Source organism: Pseudomonas sp. 32A, assembly GCF_052682255.1.
Genome location: NZ_JBQYLY010000001.1, coordinates 1,194,990 through 1,212,295, shown reverse-complemented (window position 1 = coordinate 1,212,295; position 17,306 = coordinate 1,194,990). Strand labels below are relative to the sequence as shown.

Here is a 17,306-nt window from a genome sequence, read left to right as displayed (position 1 = left end):
AAGGCCGCTAGAACTATAAAAAATACAACAGTAAGAGTGGAGCACTATGAATAAGGCTACTAAGCAGATTTCCAAACTGTTTGCCGCTATGGTCCTGGCCGGGGTTGCCAGCCATTCGTTCGCAGCTGACACCATCAAGATCGGTATTGCCGGCCCTAAAACCGGCCCTGTGACCCAATACGGCGACATGCAGTTCATGGGTGCCAAGCAGGCCATCGCCGACATCAACGCCAAGGGCGGCGTAGATGGCAAAATGCTCGAAGCCAAGGAATACGACGACGCTTGCGATCCAAAACAAGCCGTGGCCGTAGCCAACAAAGTGGTCAACGACGGCGTCAAGTTCGTGGTCGGTCACCTTTGCTCCAGCTCCACTCAGCCAGCATCCGACATCTACGAAGACGAAGGCGTGATCATGATCACCCCGGCTGCCACCAGCCCGGAAATCACGTCCCGTGGCTACAAGCTGGTCTTCCGTACCATCGGCCTGGACAGCGCCCAGGGCCCAGCCGCCGGTAACTACATCGCCGACCACGTGAAGCCGAAAGTCGTAGCCGTTATCCACGACAAGCAGCAGTACGGTGAAGGCATCGCCACCGCCGTTAAACAAACCCTCGAGAAGAAAGGCGTGAAAGTTGCCCTCTTCGAAGGCATCAACGCTGGCGACAAAGACTTCGGCTCGCTGATCCAGAAGCTCAAGCAAGCCAACGTCGACTTCGTCTACTACGGCGGCTACCACCCTGAGCTGGGCCTGATCCTGCGCCAAGCCAAGGAAAAAGGCGTGAACGCCAAGTTCATGGGCCCTGAAGGCGTCGGCAACGACTCCATCTCGCAAATCGCCCAGGGCGCTTCCGAAGGCCTGCTGGTCACCCTGCCGAAGTCGTTCGACACCGATCCTGCCAACAAGGCAATCGTTGAAGAGTTCACCAAGAACAAGCAGGACCCAACCGGTCCGTTCGTGTTCCCGGCCTACTCGGCAGTTGAAGTGATCGCCGGCGGTATCGCTGCCGCGAAGAGCGAAGACACCGCCAAGGTGGCAGCGGCCATCCACGCCGGTACCTTCAAGACCCCGACCGGCGACCTGAGCTTCGACGCCAAGGGCGACCTGAAGGACTTCAAGTTCGTGGTCTACGAATGGCACTTCGGCAAACCAAAAACCGAAGTTTCCCCTCAGTAAGCCAGGCGTTACTGGTCAACAAGCCCACTGTGCAAGCAGTGGGCTTTGTTTTACGAGGTTTATGGGCCTGACACCCGCGATCCGGGAGTGGGTTCACCTGAAAATCTTAAAACCGTCACCAGCGGTTCGCTGGCAAACGCTTTGTGCAACCTGATCACAGAACAGGGCACCGAGCCGGAAATTGACTCCACCAGTGAAATGCGTATCGGGTTTTTAGGAGCGCTGTAATGCCTGAGATCTATCATTTTTTCCAAACGCTGGTTAACGGCATGACCGTTGGCAGCACCTATGCCTTGATAGCCATTGGCTACACAATGGTTTACGGCATCATTGGAATGATTAACTTCGCCCATGGCGAGGTGTACATGATTGGTTCCTACGTGGCCTTCATCGCCCTTGCCGGGCTGGCCATGCTGGGTATCCACTCCCTGCCGCTGTTGATGACCGCTGCGTTCCTGGCGTCCATCGTCGTAACCAGTGCCTATGGCTACAGTATCGAACGCGTTGCGTACCGCCCCTTGCGTGGCAGCAACCGCTTGATCCCGCTGATCTCTGCGATCGGCATGTCGATTTTCCTGCAGAACACCGTATTGCTGTCCCAGGATTCCAAGGACAAATCCATTCCCAACCTGATCCCGGGGAGCTTCTCCTTCGGCCCAGGTGGCGCACAAGAAGTGCTGATTTCCTACATGCAGGTCCTGGTCTTCGTCGTCACCCTGGTGGCAATGCTCGGCCTGACCCTGTTCATCTCCCGCTCCCGTCTGGGGCGCGCCTGCCGGGCCTGCGCCGAAGACATCAAGATGGCCAACCTGTTGGGCATCAACACCAACAACATCATCGCCCTGACCTTCGTCATCGGTGCCGCACTGGCGGCTATCGCCGCTGTATTGCTGAGCATGCAGTATGGCGTGATCAACCCCAACGCCGGTTTCCTGGTGGGCCTCAAGGCCTTCACCGCAGCGGTATTGGGCGGCATCGGCAGCATTCCGGGTGCGATGCTCGGCGGGCTGGTGCTGGGGGTGGCTGAAGCCTTTGGCGCCGATGTGTTCGGTGACCAGTACAAGGACGTGGTGGCATTCGGTCTATTGGTTCTGGTGCTGTTGTTCCGGCCGACCGGCATTCTGGGCCGTCCGGAGGTTGAGAAAGTATGAGCAGATATCTTAAATCGGCGTTTTTCAGCGCCTTGCTGGTGTGGGCCGTGGCCTTTCCGGTACTCGGGCTCAAGCTGAGCATTGTCGGGATCAACCTCGAAGTGCATGGCACCGGCCCCGTGACATTGACCATCATTGCCCTGTGCTCGGTGCTGATGTTCCTGCGCGTGCTGTTCACACAGCAGGTCGGGGCACTCCTCAAGTCCAACCGTGGGCCGTTGGTTTCGCCCAAGGTCAGCCAGTTCCTGACCCTGCCGCGCACCCAGCGCTACATCATCATCGGCCTGATCGTGGCCGCGTTGATCTGGCCGTTCTTCGGTTCCCGTGGCGCGGTGGACATCGCGACACTGATCCTGATCTACGTGTTGCTGGGCCTGGGCCTGAACATTGTGGTGGGTCTGGCCGGCTTGCTCGACCTGGGCTATGTGGGCTTCTACGCGGTGGGTGCCTACACCTACGCGCTGCTCTCGCATTACCTGGGCTGGGGCTTCTGGATCTGCCTGCCACTGGCCGGCATGGCGGCGGCCACATTTGGCTTCCTGCTGGGCTTCCCGGTACTGCGCTTGCGCGGTGACTATCTGGCGATCGTGACCCTGGGCTTCGGTGAAATCATCCGTCTGTTCCTGCGTAACCTCACCGATATCACCGGCGGGCCCAATGGCATCAGCAGCATTCCCAAGCCAACGTTCTTCGGGCTGACGTTCGACCGCACCGCGGCCGAAGGCATGCAGACTTTCCACGAGTACTTCGGGATCGACTACAACCCGGTCAGCAAAGTGGTGTTTCTGTACCTGGTGGCCCTGCTGCTGGCACTGGCGGCGCTGTTCGTGATCAACCGCCTGCTGCGCATGCCGATCGGCCGTGCGTGGGAAGCGCTGCGCGAAGATGAAATCGCCTGCCGTGCACTAGGCATGAACCCGACCGTCATCAAGCTTTCGGCATTCACCCTCGGGGCAACCTTCGCTGGTTTTGCTGGCAGCTTCTTCGCCGCTCGCCAAGGTTTGGTAACCCCGGAGTCGTTCACCTTCATCGAGTCGGCGATCATCCTCGCCATCGTGGTACTGGGTGGCATGGGCTCGCAGCTGGGCGTGATCCTCGCGGCGATCGTGATGATCCTGCTGCCGGAAATGATGCGTGAATTCAGCGAATACCGCATGTTGATGTTCGGCGCCATGATGGTGCTGATGATGATCTGGCGTCCTCAAGGCCTGCTGCCCATGCAACGTCCACACATGGAGCTGCGCAAATGAGCCGCGAGATCCTGAAAGTCGAAAATTTGAGCATGCGCTTCGGCGGTTTGCTCGCGGTCAACGGCGTGGCCCTGACCGTACAAGAGAAGCAGGTTGTGGCTCTGATCGGCCCCAACGGCGCCGGCAAGACTACGGTGTTCAACTGCCTGACCGGCTTCTACAAGCCAAGCGGCGGCAGCATCCTGCTGGATGGCCAGCCGATCCAGGGCCTGGCCGGTCACGAGATTGCCCGCAAGGGCGTGGTGCGGACCTTCCAGAACGTGCGGTTGTTCAAGGACATGACAGCGGTCGAGAACCTGTTGATCGCCCAGCATCGTCACCTGAACACCAACTTCTTTGCGGGCCTGTTCAAGACCCCGTCGTTCCGCAAGAGCGAACGCGAGGCCATGGAATACGCCGCGTACTGGCTGGACAAGGTCAACCTCACCGAGTTTGCCAACCGCCCTGCCGGTACCCTGGCCTACGGTCAGCAACGTCGCCTGGAAATCGCCCGCTGCATGATGACCCGTCCGCGGATCCTGATGCTCGACGAACCGGCCGCCGGCCTGAACCCCAAGGAAACCGAAGACCTCAAGGCGCTGATCAGCGTGCTGCGTGAAGAAAACAACGCCACCGTGCTGCTGATTGAACACGACATGAAACTGGTCATGAGCATCTCCGACCATATCGTGGTAATCAACCAGGGCACGCCACTGGCCGACGGTACGCCGGAGCAGATCCGCGACAACCCGGCCGTGATCAAAGCCTATTTGGGGGAAGCGTAAAATGCTGCAATTCGAAAACGTTTCCACTTTCTATGGCAAGATCCAGGCGCTGCACAACGTCAACGTCGAAGTGCGCCAGGGCGAGATCGTCACCCTGATCGGGGCCAACGGTGCCGGTAAATCCACGCTGCTGATGACCTTGTGCGGTTCGCCCCAGGCCCACAGCGGCAGCATCCGCTACATGGGTGAGGAACTGGTGGGCCAGGCCTCCTCCGAGATCATGCGCAAGAGCATTGCCGTGGTTCCGGAAGGTCGCCGGGTATTTGCCCGCCTGACCGTGGAAGAGAACCTCGCCATGGGCGGGTTCTTCACCGACAAGGGCGATTACCAGGAGCAAATGGACAAGGTGCTGCACCTGTTCCCTCGGCTCAAGGAACGCTTCAGCCAGCGCGGCGGCACCATGTCCGGCGGCGAACAGCAAATGCTCGCCATCGGCCGCGCGCTGATGAGCAAGCCCAAGTTGTTGCTCCTGGATGAACCGTCCCTGGGGTTGGCACCGATCATCATCCAGCAGATCTTCGACATCATCGAACAGCTGCGCAAGGACGGTGTGACGGTGTTCCTCGTGGAGCAGAACGCCAACCAGGCACTGAAGATCGCCGACCGCGCCTATGTGCTGGAAAACGGCCGGGTGGTGATGCAGGGCAGCGGCGAACAACTGCTGACCGATCCGAAAGTGCGTGAGGCTTATCTGGGCGGTTGATGCCCAGTTGGCTAATGTATGAGCGGGCTTTTGTGGGAGCGGGCTTGCTCGCGAAGGCGGTGGATCAGCCAACTTATTGGGTGACTGACCCACTGCCTTCGCGAGCAAGCCCGCTCCCACATTTGTTTTGTGTGAACCACAGACTTTGGCGAAACCTGAAATTATTTTCCCCAGGTTTGTAACGAATCCCTTCCCCTTATCTCTAGTGGTGTAAGCAGGCAACTACGCTTGCCAACCCAACCCACTGCTGGAGATACACCATGACTACCAAAACCCGTTCGCTGTCCGCTGCCACCCTCGTCCTGGCCCTGGGTTCGGCCCTGAGTCTGTCCGCCCTGAGCTCCACCGCCCACGCTGCTGACGACATGCAGAAATGCTTCGGTGTGGCCGAAGCCGGCAAGAACGATTGCGCAGCAGGCGCCGGCACTTCCTGCGCCGGCACCTCGACGGTCAAGGATCAGGCCAACGCCTGGAAACTGGTCCCGGCCGGTACCTGCCTGAAAACCCCAAGCACCACCTCGCCAACCGGCTTCGGCCAGGAAGCCGCCTTCACCGCCAAGTCCTGAATCCCTGTGCAGCCTGAGTACTGACGATGACGCTCTCACTCACTCCCACCATCTCCCAGGCTCAGGCGCCCGGCCTCCCCCATCGGGCCGGGCTGGGGCTCAAGAACGAGCACTTCAGCGAAGTGCTCGAGACTGCCCCCGACATCGGTTTTTTTGAAGTCCACGCCGAAAACTACATGGTGGCCGGCGGGCCTTTCCATCACTACCTGGGCTTGATCCGCGAACAGTACCCGCTGTCGCTGCACGGTGTAGGCCTGTCCATTGGCGGCGAAGGTCCGCTGAACGACGAGCACCTTGAGCGCTTGGCTACGCTGATCGAGCGCTATCAACCCCACTCCTTTTCCGAACACCTGGCCTGGTCCAGCCACGGCCCGGTGTTTCTCAATGATCTGCTGCCACTGGCGTATGACGATGAAACCCTGAAGCGGGTGTGCGAACACATCGACCAGGTGCAAACCCGCCTGCAGCGGCCAATGTTGCTGGAGAACCCGTCGACCTACCTGCAGTTCCAGTGCTCCACCCTGGAAGAGACCGACTTCATCAGCGAAGCGATCCGCCGCACCGGCTGCGGGCTGCTGCTGGACGTGAATAATGTGTATGTGTCGTGCATCAATCATCAGCAAGACCCGCTGAAGTACATCGAGGCCTTGCCATTACACGCCGTGGGCGAGATTCATCTGGCAGGGTTTGCCGAAGACACCGACAGCCTCGGTGATCGTTTGCTGATTGATGATCACGGCGCGCCGATCGACAACGCGGTGTGGCAGCTCTACCAACACGTGCTCACCCGCACCGGGCCGGTCGCCACGCTGATTGAACGCGACAACCAGGTGCCGGCGTTCAGCGTGCTGCATGCTGAAGCACGCCAGGCCGACCGGTTTTTGCTGGAGGCGCGTACATGAGCCGCCAGGATGTATTTGCCAGCGCCCTGCTGTCGCCCGACGAAAGCTGCCCGCAAGGTGTGTTCAGCCGTAACGGTGCCGATCCAGCCAGTCGTTTTGCGGTGTACCGCAACAATGTCCACAGCTCACTGATCAACGCCCTGGCCACCGGCTACCCGGTCACTCTGCAACTGGTGGGCGATGAGTTTTTTCGGGCGATGGCCGGTGTGTATGTCCAGGATTTTCCACCGACCAGTCCACTGATCAATGAGTACGGCGGCGACCTGGCTGACTTTATCCAGGGCTTCGCCCCCGCCGCCAGCGTGCCCTACCTGGCTGACGTGGCGCGGCTGGAGCGGTTGCGGGTCAGGGCCTACCACGCGGCAGACGCACTGCAACCGGATCAGCAGGAAATCATCGCCGTCCTGCAACAACAGTCGGACGTGGGCGAACTGCGCCTGCAACTGCATCCATCCCTGGCCACCCTGAGCTCGGCCTACGCCGTGGTGGCGTTATGGGCTGCGCACCAGACAGGCGAATCCCTCACCACCCTCGACCCCTTCCACGCCCAAAGCGCGCTGGTGCTGCGCAACGGCCTGCACGTGCAGGTATTTCATATCGACAGCGGCACAGCGGCGTTTATCAACAGCCTGAACAACGGTTGGCCGCTGGAAATGGCCTTGGCCTACGCCCTCGATGCGGCCACCGAATTTGATCTGCACCACTGCCTGGCCCTGCTGGTCAGCCACGGCGCCATCACCCACTTGCACACAGAACCCAAGGTATCGCCATGAACACCGCCGCTCCCGGGCTGATCCAACGGATCATCCAGCTCTTCGAGAAAATCCCCTACAGCCTGATCGCCTTCGTCGCACGCTTCTCTATCGCGGCGGTGTTCTGGAAATCCGGACAGACCAAGGTCGAAGGCTTCGCCGTGGACCTGATCGGCGGCACGTTCCAACTGGGCTGGCCGCACTTGGCGCCGTCCACCCTGCCGCTGTTTCGCAGCGAATACCACGTGCCGCTGCTGTCAGCGGAAGTGGCGGCGCATATGGCCGCGTTCGCCGAGCATTTTTTCCCGGTGCTGATCCTGGTGGGGTTTGCCACGCGGTTCTCGGCGTTGGCGTTGCTGGGCATGACCCTGACCATCCAGCTGTTCGTCTACCCGGACGCCTACCCGACCCACGGCACCTGGATCGCACTGTTGTTGCTGTTGATGGCCAAGGGGCCGGGCGGCTTCTCCATTGATCACCTGATTGCGCGGCGCTTGCGCTAAAGGCGATCCAGGGCCTCGCCGCTGCGCTTGAACCAGCCCACCAGATAATCCGCCAGTACCTGGGTGCGGCGCGGCAGGCCGCCCTGATACGGATGGACCAGGTACATCGGCATGCTGCGGGTCTGATAATCCCGCAGGAGCCAGTGCAGGCGCCCGTCAGCCAATTCCGTGTGCAACACGTAGGACGGCAAACGCGCGATGCCTGCGCCCACCAGCGCCGCCTTCTTCAGCAAGTTGTAATGGTTGGAAGCAAAGGTCCCGGATACGCGAACCCGCAGCAGCTCATGTTGCTGGTGATACAGCCACTCTTCACGGCCGCTGTAGTGGCTGTTCAGCAAGCAGTTGTGGCCCACCAGTTCCGCCGGTGTCAACGGCTCGCCGTGCTGTTCCAGATAAGCCGGGCTGGCGCAGGTCATCTCGTGCCAGGCCAGCAACGGCTTGGCCACCAGTCGCTCGTCGTTGGCGACTTCGGAGCGTACCGCCAGGTCAAAACCGTCCCGCGCCAGGTCTCGATACTGGTTGTTGAGCTCCAGTTCGATCTGCACCTGCGGGTACTCCCGGGAAAACTCCAACAGCAAACCATCGAAGAAGGTTTCGCCCAGGGAAACCGGAACCGTCATACGCACCGGGCCGACCAGGTCGTCGTTGAGCCTGGCCAGTGCCTGACGCGCCCGCTCCACTTGCACCACCAACGCCTGGGCCTGCGGCAACAGCGCCGCCCCCGCCGCCGTCAGGCTCAAACGGCGTGTGGTGCGATGCAACAACACCACCGAAAACTGCGCTTCCAGCTGGCTGATGCGCTTGGACAGTTGCCCCTTGCTGCAGCCCAACTGCTGGGCCGCCAAGGTAAAGCTACCCGCTTCGATCAACACCGCAAACGCCGCCAGGTCATCCATTTCGCTCATGGATTGTTTCCATTTGAAAACCAAAGGTTGCCTATTAGTGCGCTTATCCGCGCAAAAAATCACTCTAGACTGAAACCTCACCTACATATCTGGAGGAAGGCACGATGAAAATCCTGTTGATTGGCGCAAGCGGCACCGTGGGTTCGGCGGTCAAGGCAGAACTGTCCCAACGGCATGAAGTGATCAGCATCGGTCGCAAGAGTGGCGACTTCCAGGTCGACATCAGCGACAGCGCCTCGATCCGCAAATTGTTCGAACAGACTGGCAAGTTCGACGCACTGATCTGCGCCGCCGGCAGCGTCAACTTCGTGCCCCTGGGCGATATGAGCGCCACCGACTTTGACCTGGGCCTGCAAGACAAGCTGATGGGCCAGGTGAACCTGCTGTTGATTGGCCGCGAGTTCGCCAATGACGGCGCGTCGTTCACCTTCACCAGCGGCATTCTCAACCGCGATCCGATTCGCACCGGTGCTTCGGCGGCCCTGGTCAACGGCGCGCTGGATGCATTCGTGAAAGCTGCGGCGATCGAACTGCCCCGCGGCCTGCGCATCAACTCGGTCAGCCCGACCGTGCTGCTGGAAGCCATGGGCAGCTACGCGCCGTACTTCCGTGGCTACAAACCGGCTCCAGGTGCGGACGTGGCGCTGGCCTACGCGAAAAGCGTGGAAGGCTTGCAGACGGGGCAGACATTTATCGTCGGCTGAAACACCCCACCCGGCAGTACCCGACCAGCTTGTTGTGGCGAGGGGGCTTGTCCCCCGTTGGGCTGCGCAGCAGCCCCCGTAAAATCACTGCGTTCCTCAAGGAAGAACAAGGTTTGCAGATTTTAGGGCCGCTACGCAGCCCAACGGGGGACAAGCCCCCTCGCCACAGTCAATTCAACCTGTGTCCCGGGCTTGTGATGCATCGCCAGGCTGCGTAACGTGGCGGCACTTATCAGGAGACCCGATAATGCGTGCCGCCCGTACCCTAGCTCTGTTTGCCCTGTTGCCCCTGTTCGCCGCCTGCCAGATGTTCGAGAACGAGCCGGCCAAACCCTCTCTCGCCGGGCTGACCCGCATGCAGGGCGAACTGACCGCAGAGGGTGACAAACTGCTGTTCAAGCCCTGCAACGACAAACGCAACTACGTGGTCAACGACACCGGCGGCACCAGCATCCTGCAGGAAGCCGCCTCCCTGGCCGGCCAGCAAGGCGCGCTGTTTGCCGACTTGCGCGGCAAGTTCTCCGGCGTTGCCAGCGGCACCCAGGGCACCGTGGACCTGCAACAGGTGTACCGTGTCGAGCGCTCGACCTCGGCCTGCGATGACCCGGATTTCAAGCGCATGATCCTGCGGGCCAACGGCCACAAACCGGCCTGGGCGATGAACGTTACCGCCAAGGGCATGGTGCTGGAGCGTGAAGGCCAGCCACCCTTGGCCGTGCCGTATGTGGAAGAACAATCGGGCGACGGACGGTTCAACCTGATGACCGAAGCCAACAACCAGCACATCGAACTCTGGGTGGCCCCGCAACGCTGTGTCGACAGCGTCAGCGGCAGCCTGCAGCACATGTCCGCCGAGCTTCGAGTCAACGGCCAGGTGCAGCGCGGTTGCGCATCGTTCGGCGGCTCGCGGGACGACTGATTGCCCCCTGCGCTGTTTTAACATGACGGAAAACCGCTGTTGGGGCTTATAATCGCCGGTTTGCAAAACAGCCGGCCTCTTTGCCCGCCGCCTACCGGATTCCTGTCATGTTACGAATCACCGAACTCAAGCTGCCCATCGACCATCCCGAAGAAGACCTGCGGCCTGCCATTGTGCAGCGCCTGGGCATCGCCAGTGATGACCTGCTCGATTTCACCCTGTTCAAACGCAGCTACGACGCCCGCAAGAAATCGTCGGAGCTGTGCTTCATCTACACCATCGACCTGGAAGTCAAAGGCGAGGCGGCCCTGCTGCTCAAGTTCGCCGACGACCGCAACGTCAACCCAGCACCGGACATCAGCTACAAGGTCGTCGGCCATGCGCCGGAAGGCCTGACCGAGCGGCCGATCGTCGTCGGTTTTGGCCCGTGCGGGATCTTCGCCGGGCTGTTGCTGGCGCAGATGGGCTTCAAGCCGATCATCCTCGAACGCGGCCGCGAAGTACGCCAGCGCACCAAGGACACCTGGGGCCTGTGGCGTAAAAACGTGCTGAACCCCGAATCCAACGTGCAGTTTGGTGAAGGCGGCGCCGGGACTTTCTCCGACGGCAAGCTCTACAGCCAGATCAAGGACCCGAAATTCCACGGTCGCAAGGTGCTGCACGAGTTCGTCAAAGCCGGTGCGCCAGACGAAATCCTCTACGTCAGCAAGCCGCACATCGGTACCTTCCGCCTGACCGGCGTGGTGGAAAACATGCGCCAGCAGATCATCGCCCTGGGCGGTGAAGTGCGCTTCGAGCAACGGGTGACCGACGTGCTGATCGAAGACGGCCAGTTGAATGGCGTGGTGGTGGATGGCGGCGAACAGATCCTGTCGAAACACGTGATCCTGGCCCTCGGCCACAGCGCCCGTGACACCTTCCGCATGCTGCATGGCCGTGGCGTGTACATGGAAGCCAAGCCGTTCTCGGTGGGTTTCCGTATCGAACACCCGCAATCGCTGATCGACGCCGCGCGCCTGGGCAAGTACGCCGGGCACCCGAAACTCGGCGCTGCCGATTACAAGCTGGTGCACCACGCGAAGAACGGTCGTTCCGTGTACAGCTTCTGCATGTGCCCGGGCGGCACCGTGGTCGCGGCGACATCCGAGCCGAACCGCGTAGTGACCAACGGCATGAGCCAATACTCGCGCAACGAGCGCAACGCCAACTCCGGGATCGTGGTGGGCATCACCCCGGAAGTGGATTACCCGGGCGGCCCGCTGGCCGGGATCGAGTTGCAGGAGCGTCTTGAATCCCACGCGTTCATCCTCGGCGGCAGCAACTACGAGGCGCCGGCGCAACTGGTGGGTGATTTCATCGCGGGCAAGCCGTCCACCGCCATCGGTACGGTGGAGCCGTCCTACAAACCCGGTGTAGCCTGGGGTGACCTGGCCCTGGCGCTGCCGGACTTTGCCATCGAAGCCATCCGCGAAGCGCTGCCGGCGTTCGAGAAGCAGATCAAGGGTTATTCGTTGCATGACGCCGTGCTGACCGGGATCGAGACCCGCACTTCATCGCCGCTGCGGATTACCCGTAACGAGTCGATGCAGAGCCTGAACGTAAAAGGCCTGTTCCCGGCGGGCGAAGGTGCCGGTTATGCCGGTGGTATTTTGTCGGCAGGTGTCGACGGAATTCGGATTGCCGAAGCGTTGGCGCGGGATATGTTGGGTATCGAGGCTTAACCACTGCCCTGAAAACGCAGCAGATCAAATGTGGGAGCGGGCTTGCTCGCTCCCACAATGGTTATGCGGTGTTTCAGATATTGGCGCGCAACACGCTTTCTGGCAGCGCCTCTCCCCGCTCGACACTCGCCGCAACGGCCGCAATCAAACCCTCAAGCTCATACCCCTGCCCTGCCAGCCAGGCCTGATCGTAATAGGTCGTGGCATAGCGCTCACCACCGTCACACAAGATAGCCACGATCGAGCCCGACTCTCCCGCTGCTTTCATCTGCTGCGCCGCGATCAACGCGCCGATCAGGTTGGTGCCGCTGGATCCGCCCACTCGCCGCCCCAAGCGCTGCGCCAGGTAGTGCATGGCCGCCAGGGACAGCGCGTCCGGCACCTTGACCATCGCATCAATCACCTTGGGCAAGAACGACGCCTCAACCCGTGGCCGACCAATGCCCTCGATACGCGAGCCACACTCCAAACGCAGGCTCGCATCGCCGCTCAGGTAGTAATCGAAAAACACCGAACGCTCCGCATCCGCGCACAACACCCGGGTGCAGTGCTGGCGATAACGCACATAACGCCCCAACGTCGCCGTGGTGCCACCCGTACCGGGGCTGGAAATCAACCAGCTCGGCTCCGGGTAACGCTCAAAGCGCAGTTGCTGGAAGATCGATTCGGCAATGTTGTTGTTCGCCCGCCAGTCGGTGGCGCGTTCGGCGTAGGTGAACTGGTCCATGAAGTGACCGCCGCTTTCCTGCGCCAGTCGCTCGGACTCGGCGTAGATCTGCGTCGGATCCTGTACCAAATGGCTTTGGCCACCGTAGAACGCGATCTGCGCAATCTTTTCCTGGGAGGTAGTGGCCGGCATCACCGCAATAAACCGCAAACCCAACAGCCGGGCGAAGTACGCCTCGGAAATCGCCGTGGAGCCGCTCGATGCCTCGATCACCGGAGCGCCAGGTTTGAGCCAGCCATTGCACAACGCATAGAGAAACAACGAACGCGCCAACCGGTGTTTCAGGCTGCCGGTGGGATGGCTGGACTCATCCTTGAAATACAACTCGATGCCCGGCAAACCCGGCAACGGCAAGGGGATCAGGTGGGTGTCGGCGCTGCGTTGAAAGTCCGCTTCAATAATACGAATGGCTTCGCGGGCCCATTGGCGGTTGTCGCTCATGATCGGTTTCTCTAAGGATTTCAGACTTGATCTTAGGATGTTTCCTACACTCCACACAGATACAGTCATGACTCAATTGGACACACACTTTTCGGAGTTTGACGCTCGAGTGATGAGACCGATCCCTTATAACAAATAAGAATATAACTTTTGTTTTAACAACTAACGGTACGGGTTAGGGTACCCACCTACTGAACTTTGATGGGAGAGCATCCCTTGCCTCTGCGTAGCACTTTCACCCGTTTCTTCCAGCTGGAAGCCGCCAGCGGTCTGATCCTGATCGCCGCTGCGGCTTTGGCGCTGATCATCAACAACTCACCGCTGTCGCACCTTTACTCGAGTTTTCTCGACGTCCCGGTCGTCGCGCAAATTGGCGTGCTGAAAATCGCCAAGCCGGCGCTGCTGTGGATCAATGACGGCCTGATGGCCCTGTTCTTCCTGCTGATCGGCCTTGAAGTAAAACGCGAGTTGCTCGACGGGCAACTGTCCAAACCTTCGCAAGTGGTACTGCCCGGCGCAGCAGCCATCGGCGGCATGGTCGTGCCGGCGCTGATCTACTGGGCGCTGAACAAGGACAACCCCGCCGCCCTCGGTGGCTGGGCTATCCCTATGGCCACCGACATTGCCTTCGCCCTGGGCGTATTGGCCTTGCTGGGCAAGCGCGTGCCGGTGTCGCTGAAGTTGTTCCTGATGACCCTGGCCATCATCGACGACCTTGGCGCAATCATTGTCATCGCCATCTTCTACTCCACCGACCTGTCCGGGGCCTCATTGGCCGGCGCAGCGGCGTGCCTGATCGCCTTGATTGCGATGAACCGGCTCGGTGTCGTGAAGCTGGGCCCCTACATGATTGTCGGGCTGATCCTGTGGGTCTGCGTGCTCAAGAGTGGCGTGCATGCGACCCTGGCGGGCGTGACATTGGCATTCTGCATCCCGCTGCGCACCAAAAACGCCGAACCTTCGCCGCTGCTGACCCTGGAGCACGCACTGCATCCCTGGGTGGCCTACGCGATCCTGCCGCTGTTTGCCTTTGCCAACGCAGGGGTTTCACTGACCGGCGTCAACCTGGAAAGCTTCACCCACCACGTGCCAATGGGCATCGCCGCCGGCCTGCTGCTGGGCAAGACCGTTGGCGTGCTGGGTTTCACCTGGGTCATGGTAAAAACCGGCCTCGCCGCACTGCCCGCCGGCGCCAACTGGGGCCAGGTCCTGGGCGTGGCGATCCTGTGCGGCATCGGCTTCACCATGAGCCTGTTTGTCGGCTCCCTGGCGTTTGTGCCGGGCAGCAGTGAATACGCAGGGATGGACCGGATGGGCATCCTGACCGGATCGATATTGGCGGCGCTGATCGGGTATGCAGTGACGGCGATGGCCAGTCGCAAGCAGGCACTCGTTCAAACCTGACCGTTACGAGCAATCGCTCTCCCAACAAAAAACCCCAACCGGTCACCCGGTTGGGGTTTTTCTTTTCCTGCAACCTTACCCTTAGCGAGTAACGCGGCTGGTTCCGTTCACGGTCATGATGCGAACGCGGTCGCCGATGCGGAAGATTTCGTTCTCTTCAACCGCCTGGACGTAGGCGCGCATGCTGCCATCATCTTCGCGGACGGTGATTTCAACACCCTGGGTGCGGGTCAGGCCTTCTTCGGTGGCCGAGCCCAGCAGGCCGCCGGCGACTGCGCCGATAACGGCGGTCACGATGCTGCCACGGCCGCCGCCGATGGCGCTGCCGCCAACGCCGCCGATGACTGCACCTGCAGCGCCGCCGATTGGGGTCTTGGTGCCTTCGATTTTCACCGGACGCAGGGATTCAATGGTGCCCATGCGAACAGTCTGTACACGACGGGCTTCGTCACGGGAGTACGAGTCGCCGGTCAGACTCGAGGCGCAGCCACCCAGCAGCAGCGACAGGGTGGTAAAGCAGGCAACTAGTAAAACGGACTTACGCATAGCATCAACTCCAAAGGACAGGTATCCATTAAACCGCTGTGGCTTGCCGCCTGTCACGGCATGCCGGGCAGAAAATTGTTTTCATTCAGCCTTAGTACAGAGAACCTGTACCGAAAAACTCGACGAACGGTAGCAATCCCACCTCCCTCGGGATCTTGATAGACGCTTTCATCATTGTAGCCAACGGCGGCATAACGCGGCGCAGCGCTACCCGTCCAAGGCCTCTGACTAGAGACTTCGGCGTGCAGCGCTGCATTCAGGCGAGGTGACGAAAGGTGGGCTCAGGGCGCCAGCCGCTCACGGGTCCAGTCGGCACCCTGCAGGCGGTAGTTCAGACGGTCGTGCAAACGACTCGCGCGGCCTTGCCAGAACTCGATGCGCTCCGGCAGCAGGCGATAACCACCCCAGTGTTCGGGGCAGTCAGGCTGGGTATCGCTGAAGCGATGTTCGGTGGCCTTGAGCAGGTCCTGCAACTCTTCGCGGTCCCTGATTACCCGGCTTTGCGGTGAAGCCCAGGCTCCCAGGCGGCTGCCCAGGGGGCGGACCTGGAAGTAAGCGTCCGACTCCTCGGGAGTGACCTTCACCACCCGACCTTCGATGCGCACCTGGCGCTCCAGGGTCGGCCAGAAGAAGGTCATCGCAGCAAACGGCCGCGCCGCGAGCTGTTCGCCCTTGGCGCTCTGATAATTGGTGAAGAAGGTAAAGCCCTGTGCGTCCAGGCCCTTTAGCAGCAGGATCCGGCAGTGCGGGCGACCCTCCTGGTCGACCGTTGCCAGGGTCATGGCATTGGCCTCCACCGGTGGCTGCTCGGTTTTCACCGCGTCCGCAAACCACTGGTGGAACAAGCCAAACGGTTCGTCCGGGGCCTGGGCCTCGCTCAAACCGTCCCGTGTGTAGTCACGGCGCATATCGGCCAGTGCCTGGGTCATGCGGTTTTATCCTTCTTGCTCAAATAATCAGTTTTTTGCCTGGTCGTTCGTAGCGGCTGGAGCGGCGGCCTTGGCCGGTGCTGGCTTTTTAGCAGCTGGCTTGGCTGGGGCCTTTTTCGCCGCTGGCTTGGCGGCGGCTTTCTTGGCGACGGTTTTTTTCGCCGGAGCGGCCGCTTTTTTGACTGGAGCAGCGGCTGGAGCAGGAACGTCCTGCACCGCAACCATTTCAGCCTTCGGCGGGTTGGCCGAGTTGTACTTGCTCAGCAAGGCCAGCATGGTGGTGCGCTGGGTGAACATGATTTCCATGCGACGGTTCAAGGCACGGCCCTGAGTGCTGTCGTTGGCGGCACGCGGCATCAGGTCGCCCATGCCACGCAGCATCAGGCGGTCCTGCTTCAGGCCGCTGAGGCTGAAGATCGAGGCGATGGACTGCGCGCGCTCTTTGGTCAAAGCCTGGCTTACCGGCTCGGCACCCGAGGTGTCGACGTGGCCCAGGACCAGTACCGCGGTCTTCGGATCGCCTTCAACAGCTTTGGCAACGCGGGTGAACGGCCCCAGGGTTACCGGCAGCAGCATCGTAGGGCGTTTCGGGTTGTAGGAGCCGTCAACCGGGGCAATCACGACCAACACGTTGTCGCGACGTTCCAGTTGCAGGTTGCTGTCCTTGATCGCGAGGCGCAGGCGCGGCTCGTAGTCGTCCAGCCAGGCCTGGGTGATTTTTGGATCAGGCATTGGAATGTTGGCAACGTCGACCTTGGCCAATGGCTTTGGCTTGCTTTCGAACGGCCACCACCATTTGGTGTCGGTATCTGTCTTGGCAACGGCAGGTGCGGCAGCCGGTGCGCCGGATGCAGGCGTTGCAGCCTTGAGGTCGGCTTTCAGGTCAGCCTTGGCATCGTCGGCTTTCGACGAGAACGGCCACCAGCTGGAGCCGGTATCCGCCTTGGCAACCGGTGCAGGCGCTTCAGCAGCAGGTGCAACCGGCGCAGGCGCCTTGGCAGCAACGGCCGGCTTGGCATCCGGCTTGGTGTCGGTTTGGCTCACTGCGTCCTTGGTAGCAGCCTTATCAGAGCCAAATGACCACCAATGCCCACCTTCGGCATCATTTTGTGGGGTTTGTGCACAGCCAGTAATAGTGAGGCATAGCGCCAGTGCCAAGGACTTGTTCGATAACATGAGATATCCACAAAATGAGAAAAAACCAGGGGCCTGAATGACCCGTTAAACAGACGCTTCTGGAACATT

Annotated in this window: 19 protein-coding genes; 14 read left to right on the top strand and 5 right to left on the bottom strand. The window is 60.8% G+C overall.

Translation table 11 applies throughout. The features are described from left to right. The first annotated feature begins 46 nt into the window (after positions 1 to 46). The 10 genes from ACUN0G_RS05490 (at position 47) to ACUN0G_RS05445 (ending at position 7,765) form a co-directional block, all read left to right on the top strand. On the top strand, positions 47 to 1,174 hold the full coding sequence (locus ACUN0G_RS05490; RefSeq protein WP_003211654.1) for a branched-chain amino acid ABC transporter substrate-binding protein: 1,128 nt from the start codon (positions 47 to 49) through the stop codon (positions 1,172 to 1,174). A 45-nt stretch (positions 1,175 to 1,219) separates the two neighbouring features. Continuing rightward, the gene (locus ACUN0G_RS05485; RefSeq protein ID WP_143503643.1) at positions 1,220 to 1,402 is read left to right on the top strand and encodes a hypothetical protein; all 183 of its coding nucleotides are present in this window, start codon (positions 1,220 to 1,222) and stop codon (positions 1,400 to 1,402) included. Next, positions 1,402 to 2,325, top strand: coding sequence for a high-affinity branched-chain amino acid ABC transporter permease LivH (gene livH / locus ACUN0G_RS05480; RefSeq protein WP_017137212.1), 924 nt, complete (start codon positions 1,402 to 1,404; stop codon positions 2,323 to 2,325). The genes ACUN0G_RS05485 and livH overlap by 1 nt, the downstream gene beginning before the upstream one ends. Further along, positions 2,322 to 3,575, top strand: coding sequence for a high-affinity branched-chain amino acid ABC transporter permease LivM (locus tag ACUN0G_RS05475; protein WP_003211661.1), 1,254 nt, complete (start codon positions 2,322 to 2,324; stop codon positions 3,573 to 3,575). The genes livH and ACUN0G_RS05475 overlap by 4 nt, the downstream gene beginning before the upstream one ends. After that, on the top strand, positions 3,572 to 4,339 hold the full coding sequence (gene livG / locus ACUN0G_RS05470) for a high-affinity branched-chain amino acid ABC transporter ATP-binding protein LivG (RefSeq protein WP_076016604.1): 768 nt from the start codon (positions 3,572 to 3,574) through the stop codon (positions 4,337 to 4,339). Before ACUN0G_RS05475 ends, livG begins: the two co-directional genes overlap by 4 nt. A 1-nt stretch (position 4,340) precedes the next feature. Further along, entirely contained in the window at positions 4,341 to 5,042 is a 702-nt protein-coding gene (locus ACUN0G_RS05465; RefSeq protein ID WP_017479361.1) for an ABC transporter ATP-binding protein, read from the top strand. Positions 5,043 to 5,302: 260 nt separating this feature from the next. Continuing rightward, positions 5,303 to 5,608, top strand: a complete 306-nt coding sequence (locus ACUN0G_RS05460; RefSeq protein ID WP_445572860.1) for a BufA1 family periplasmic bufferin-type metallophore — start codon at positions 5,303 to 5,305, stop codon at positions 5,606 to 5,608. 26 nt (positions 5,609 to 5,634) lie between these two features. Continuing rightward, positions 5,635 to 6,510: an MNIO family bufferin maturase gene (gene bufB / locus ACUN0G_RS05455; protein WP_445572859.1), complete on the top strand. Its 876-nt coding sequence runs from the start codon at positions 5,635 to 5,637 to the stop codon at positions 6,508 to 6,510. After that, positions 6,507 to 7,283 (top strand): HvfC/BufC N-terminal domain-containing protein, encoded by a 777-nt coding sequence (locus ACUN0G_RS05450; RefSeq protein ID WP_445572858.1) that lies wholly within the window; start codon positions 6,507 to 6,509, stop codon positions 7,281 to 7,283. The genes bufB and ACUN0G_RS05450 overlap by 4 nt, the downstream gene beginning before the upstream one ends. After that, entirely contained in the window at positions 7,280 to 7,765 is a 486-nt protein-coding gene (locus tag ACUN0G_RS05445; protein ID WP_445572857.1) for a DoxX family protein, read from the top strand. The genes ACUN0G_RS05450 and ACUN0G_RS05445 overlap by 4 nt, the downstream gene beginning before the upstream one ends. Here ACUN0G_RS05445 and ACUN0G_RS05440 read toward each other — a convergent pair. Beyond that, positions 7,762 to 8,670 carry a LysR family transcriptional regulator gene (locus ACUN0G_RS05440; RefSeq protein WP_445572856.1) on the bottom strand — a complete coding sequence of 303 codons (909 nt, stop codon included), beginning with the start codon at positions 8,668 to 8,670 and terminating at the stop codon, positions 7,762 to 7,764. The genes ACUN0G_RS05445 and ACUN0G_RS05440 overlap by 4 nt on opposite strands. An 89-nt stretch (positions 8,671 to 8,759) precedes the next feature. On the opposite strand from ACUN0G_RS05440, the gene ACUN0G_RS05435 reads away from it, so the two are divergent. The 3 genes from ACUN0G_RS05435 to ACUN0G_RS05425 all read left to right on the top strand — a co-directional run bounded on the left by ACUN0G_RS05435 (position 8,760) and on the right by ACUN0G_RS05425 (position 12,014). Further along, entirely contained in the window at positions 8,760 to 9,374 is a 615-nt protein-coding gene (locus ACUN0G_RS05435) for a short chain dehydrogenase (protein WP_445575521.1), read from the top strand. A gap of 247 nt (positions 9,375 to 9,621) precedes the next feature. Beyond that, entirely contained in the window at positions 9,622 to 10,293 is a 672-nt protein-coding gene (locus ACUN0G_RS05430; protein ID WP_445572855.1) for a COG3650 family protein, read from the top strand. Positions 10,294 to 10,400: 107 nt separating this feature from the next. Beyond that, on the top strand, positions 10,401 to 12,014 hold the full coding sequence (locus tag ACUN0G_RS05425; RefSeq protein ID WP_017479369.1) for an NAD(P)/FAD-dependent oxidoreductase: 1,614 nt from the start codon (positions 10,401 to 10,403) through the stop codon (positions 12,012 to 12,014). A 73-nt stretch (positions 12,015 to 12,087) separates the two neighbouring features. Here ACUN0G_RS05425 and ACUN0G_RS05420 read toward each other — a convergent pair whose 3' ends face one another. Continuing rightward, positions 12,088 to 13,185 (bottom strand): PLP-dependent cysteine synthase family protein, encoded by a 1,098-nt coding sequence (locus ACUN0G_RS05420; RefSeq protein WP_445575520.1) that lies wholly within the window; start codon positions 13,183 to 13,185, stop codon positions 12,088 to 12,090. Between the two features lie 213 nt (positions 13,186 to 13,398). Here ACUN0G_RS05420 and nhaA point away from each other — a divergent pair, with 213 nt between their 5' ends. Continuing rightward, the gene (nhaA, locus tag ACUN0G_RS05415) at positions 13,399 to 14,586 is read left to right on the top strand and encodes a Na+/H+ antiporter NhaA (RefSeq protein WP_445572854.1); all 1,188 of its coding nucleotides are present in this window, start codon (positions 13,399 to 13,401) and stop codon (positions 14,584 to 14,586) included. 81 nt (positions 14,587 to 14,667) lie between these two features. Here the strand turns inward: nhaA and ACUN0G_RS05410 are convergent, their stop codons facing one another. From ACUN0G_RS05410 to ACUN0G_RS05400, 3 genes are all read right to left on the bottom strand, one after another. Then, positions 14,668 to 15,132 carry an outer membrane lipoprotein gene (locus ACUN0G_RS05410; protein WP_056857494.1) on the bottom strand — a complete coding sequence of 155 codons (465 nt, stop codon included), beginning with the start codon at positions 15,130 to 15,132 and terminating at the stop codon, positions 14,668 to 14,670. Between the two features lie 281 nt (positions 15,133 to 15,413). Then, a complete protein-coding gene (gene pdxH / locus ACUN0G_RS05405) occupies positions 15,414 to 16,061 on the bottom strand; it encodes a pyridoxamine 5'-phosphate oxidase (protein WP_445572853.1) in 648 nt (215 codons plus the stop codon). A gap of 27 nt (positions 16,062 to 16,088) precedes the next feature. Further along, positions 16,089 to 17,237 carry an OmpA family protein gene (locus tag ACUN0G_RS05400; RefSeq protein WP_445572852.1) on the bottom strand — a complete coding sequence of 383 codons (1,149 nt, stop codon included), beginning with the start codon at positions 17,235 to 17,237 and terminating at the stop codon, positions 16,089 to 16,091. Positions 17,238 to 17,306: the final 69 nt, after the last annotated feature.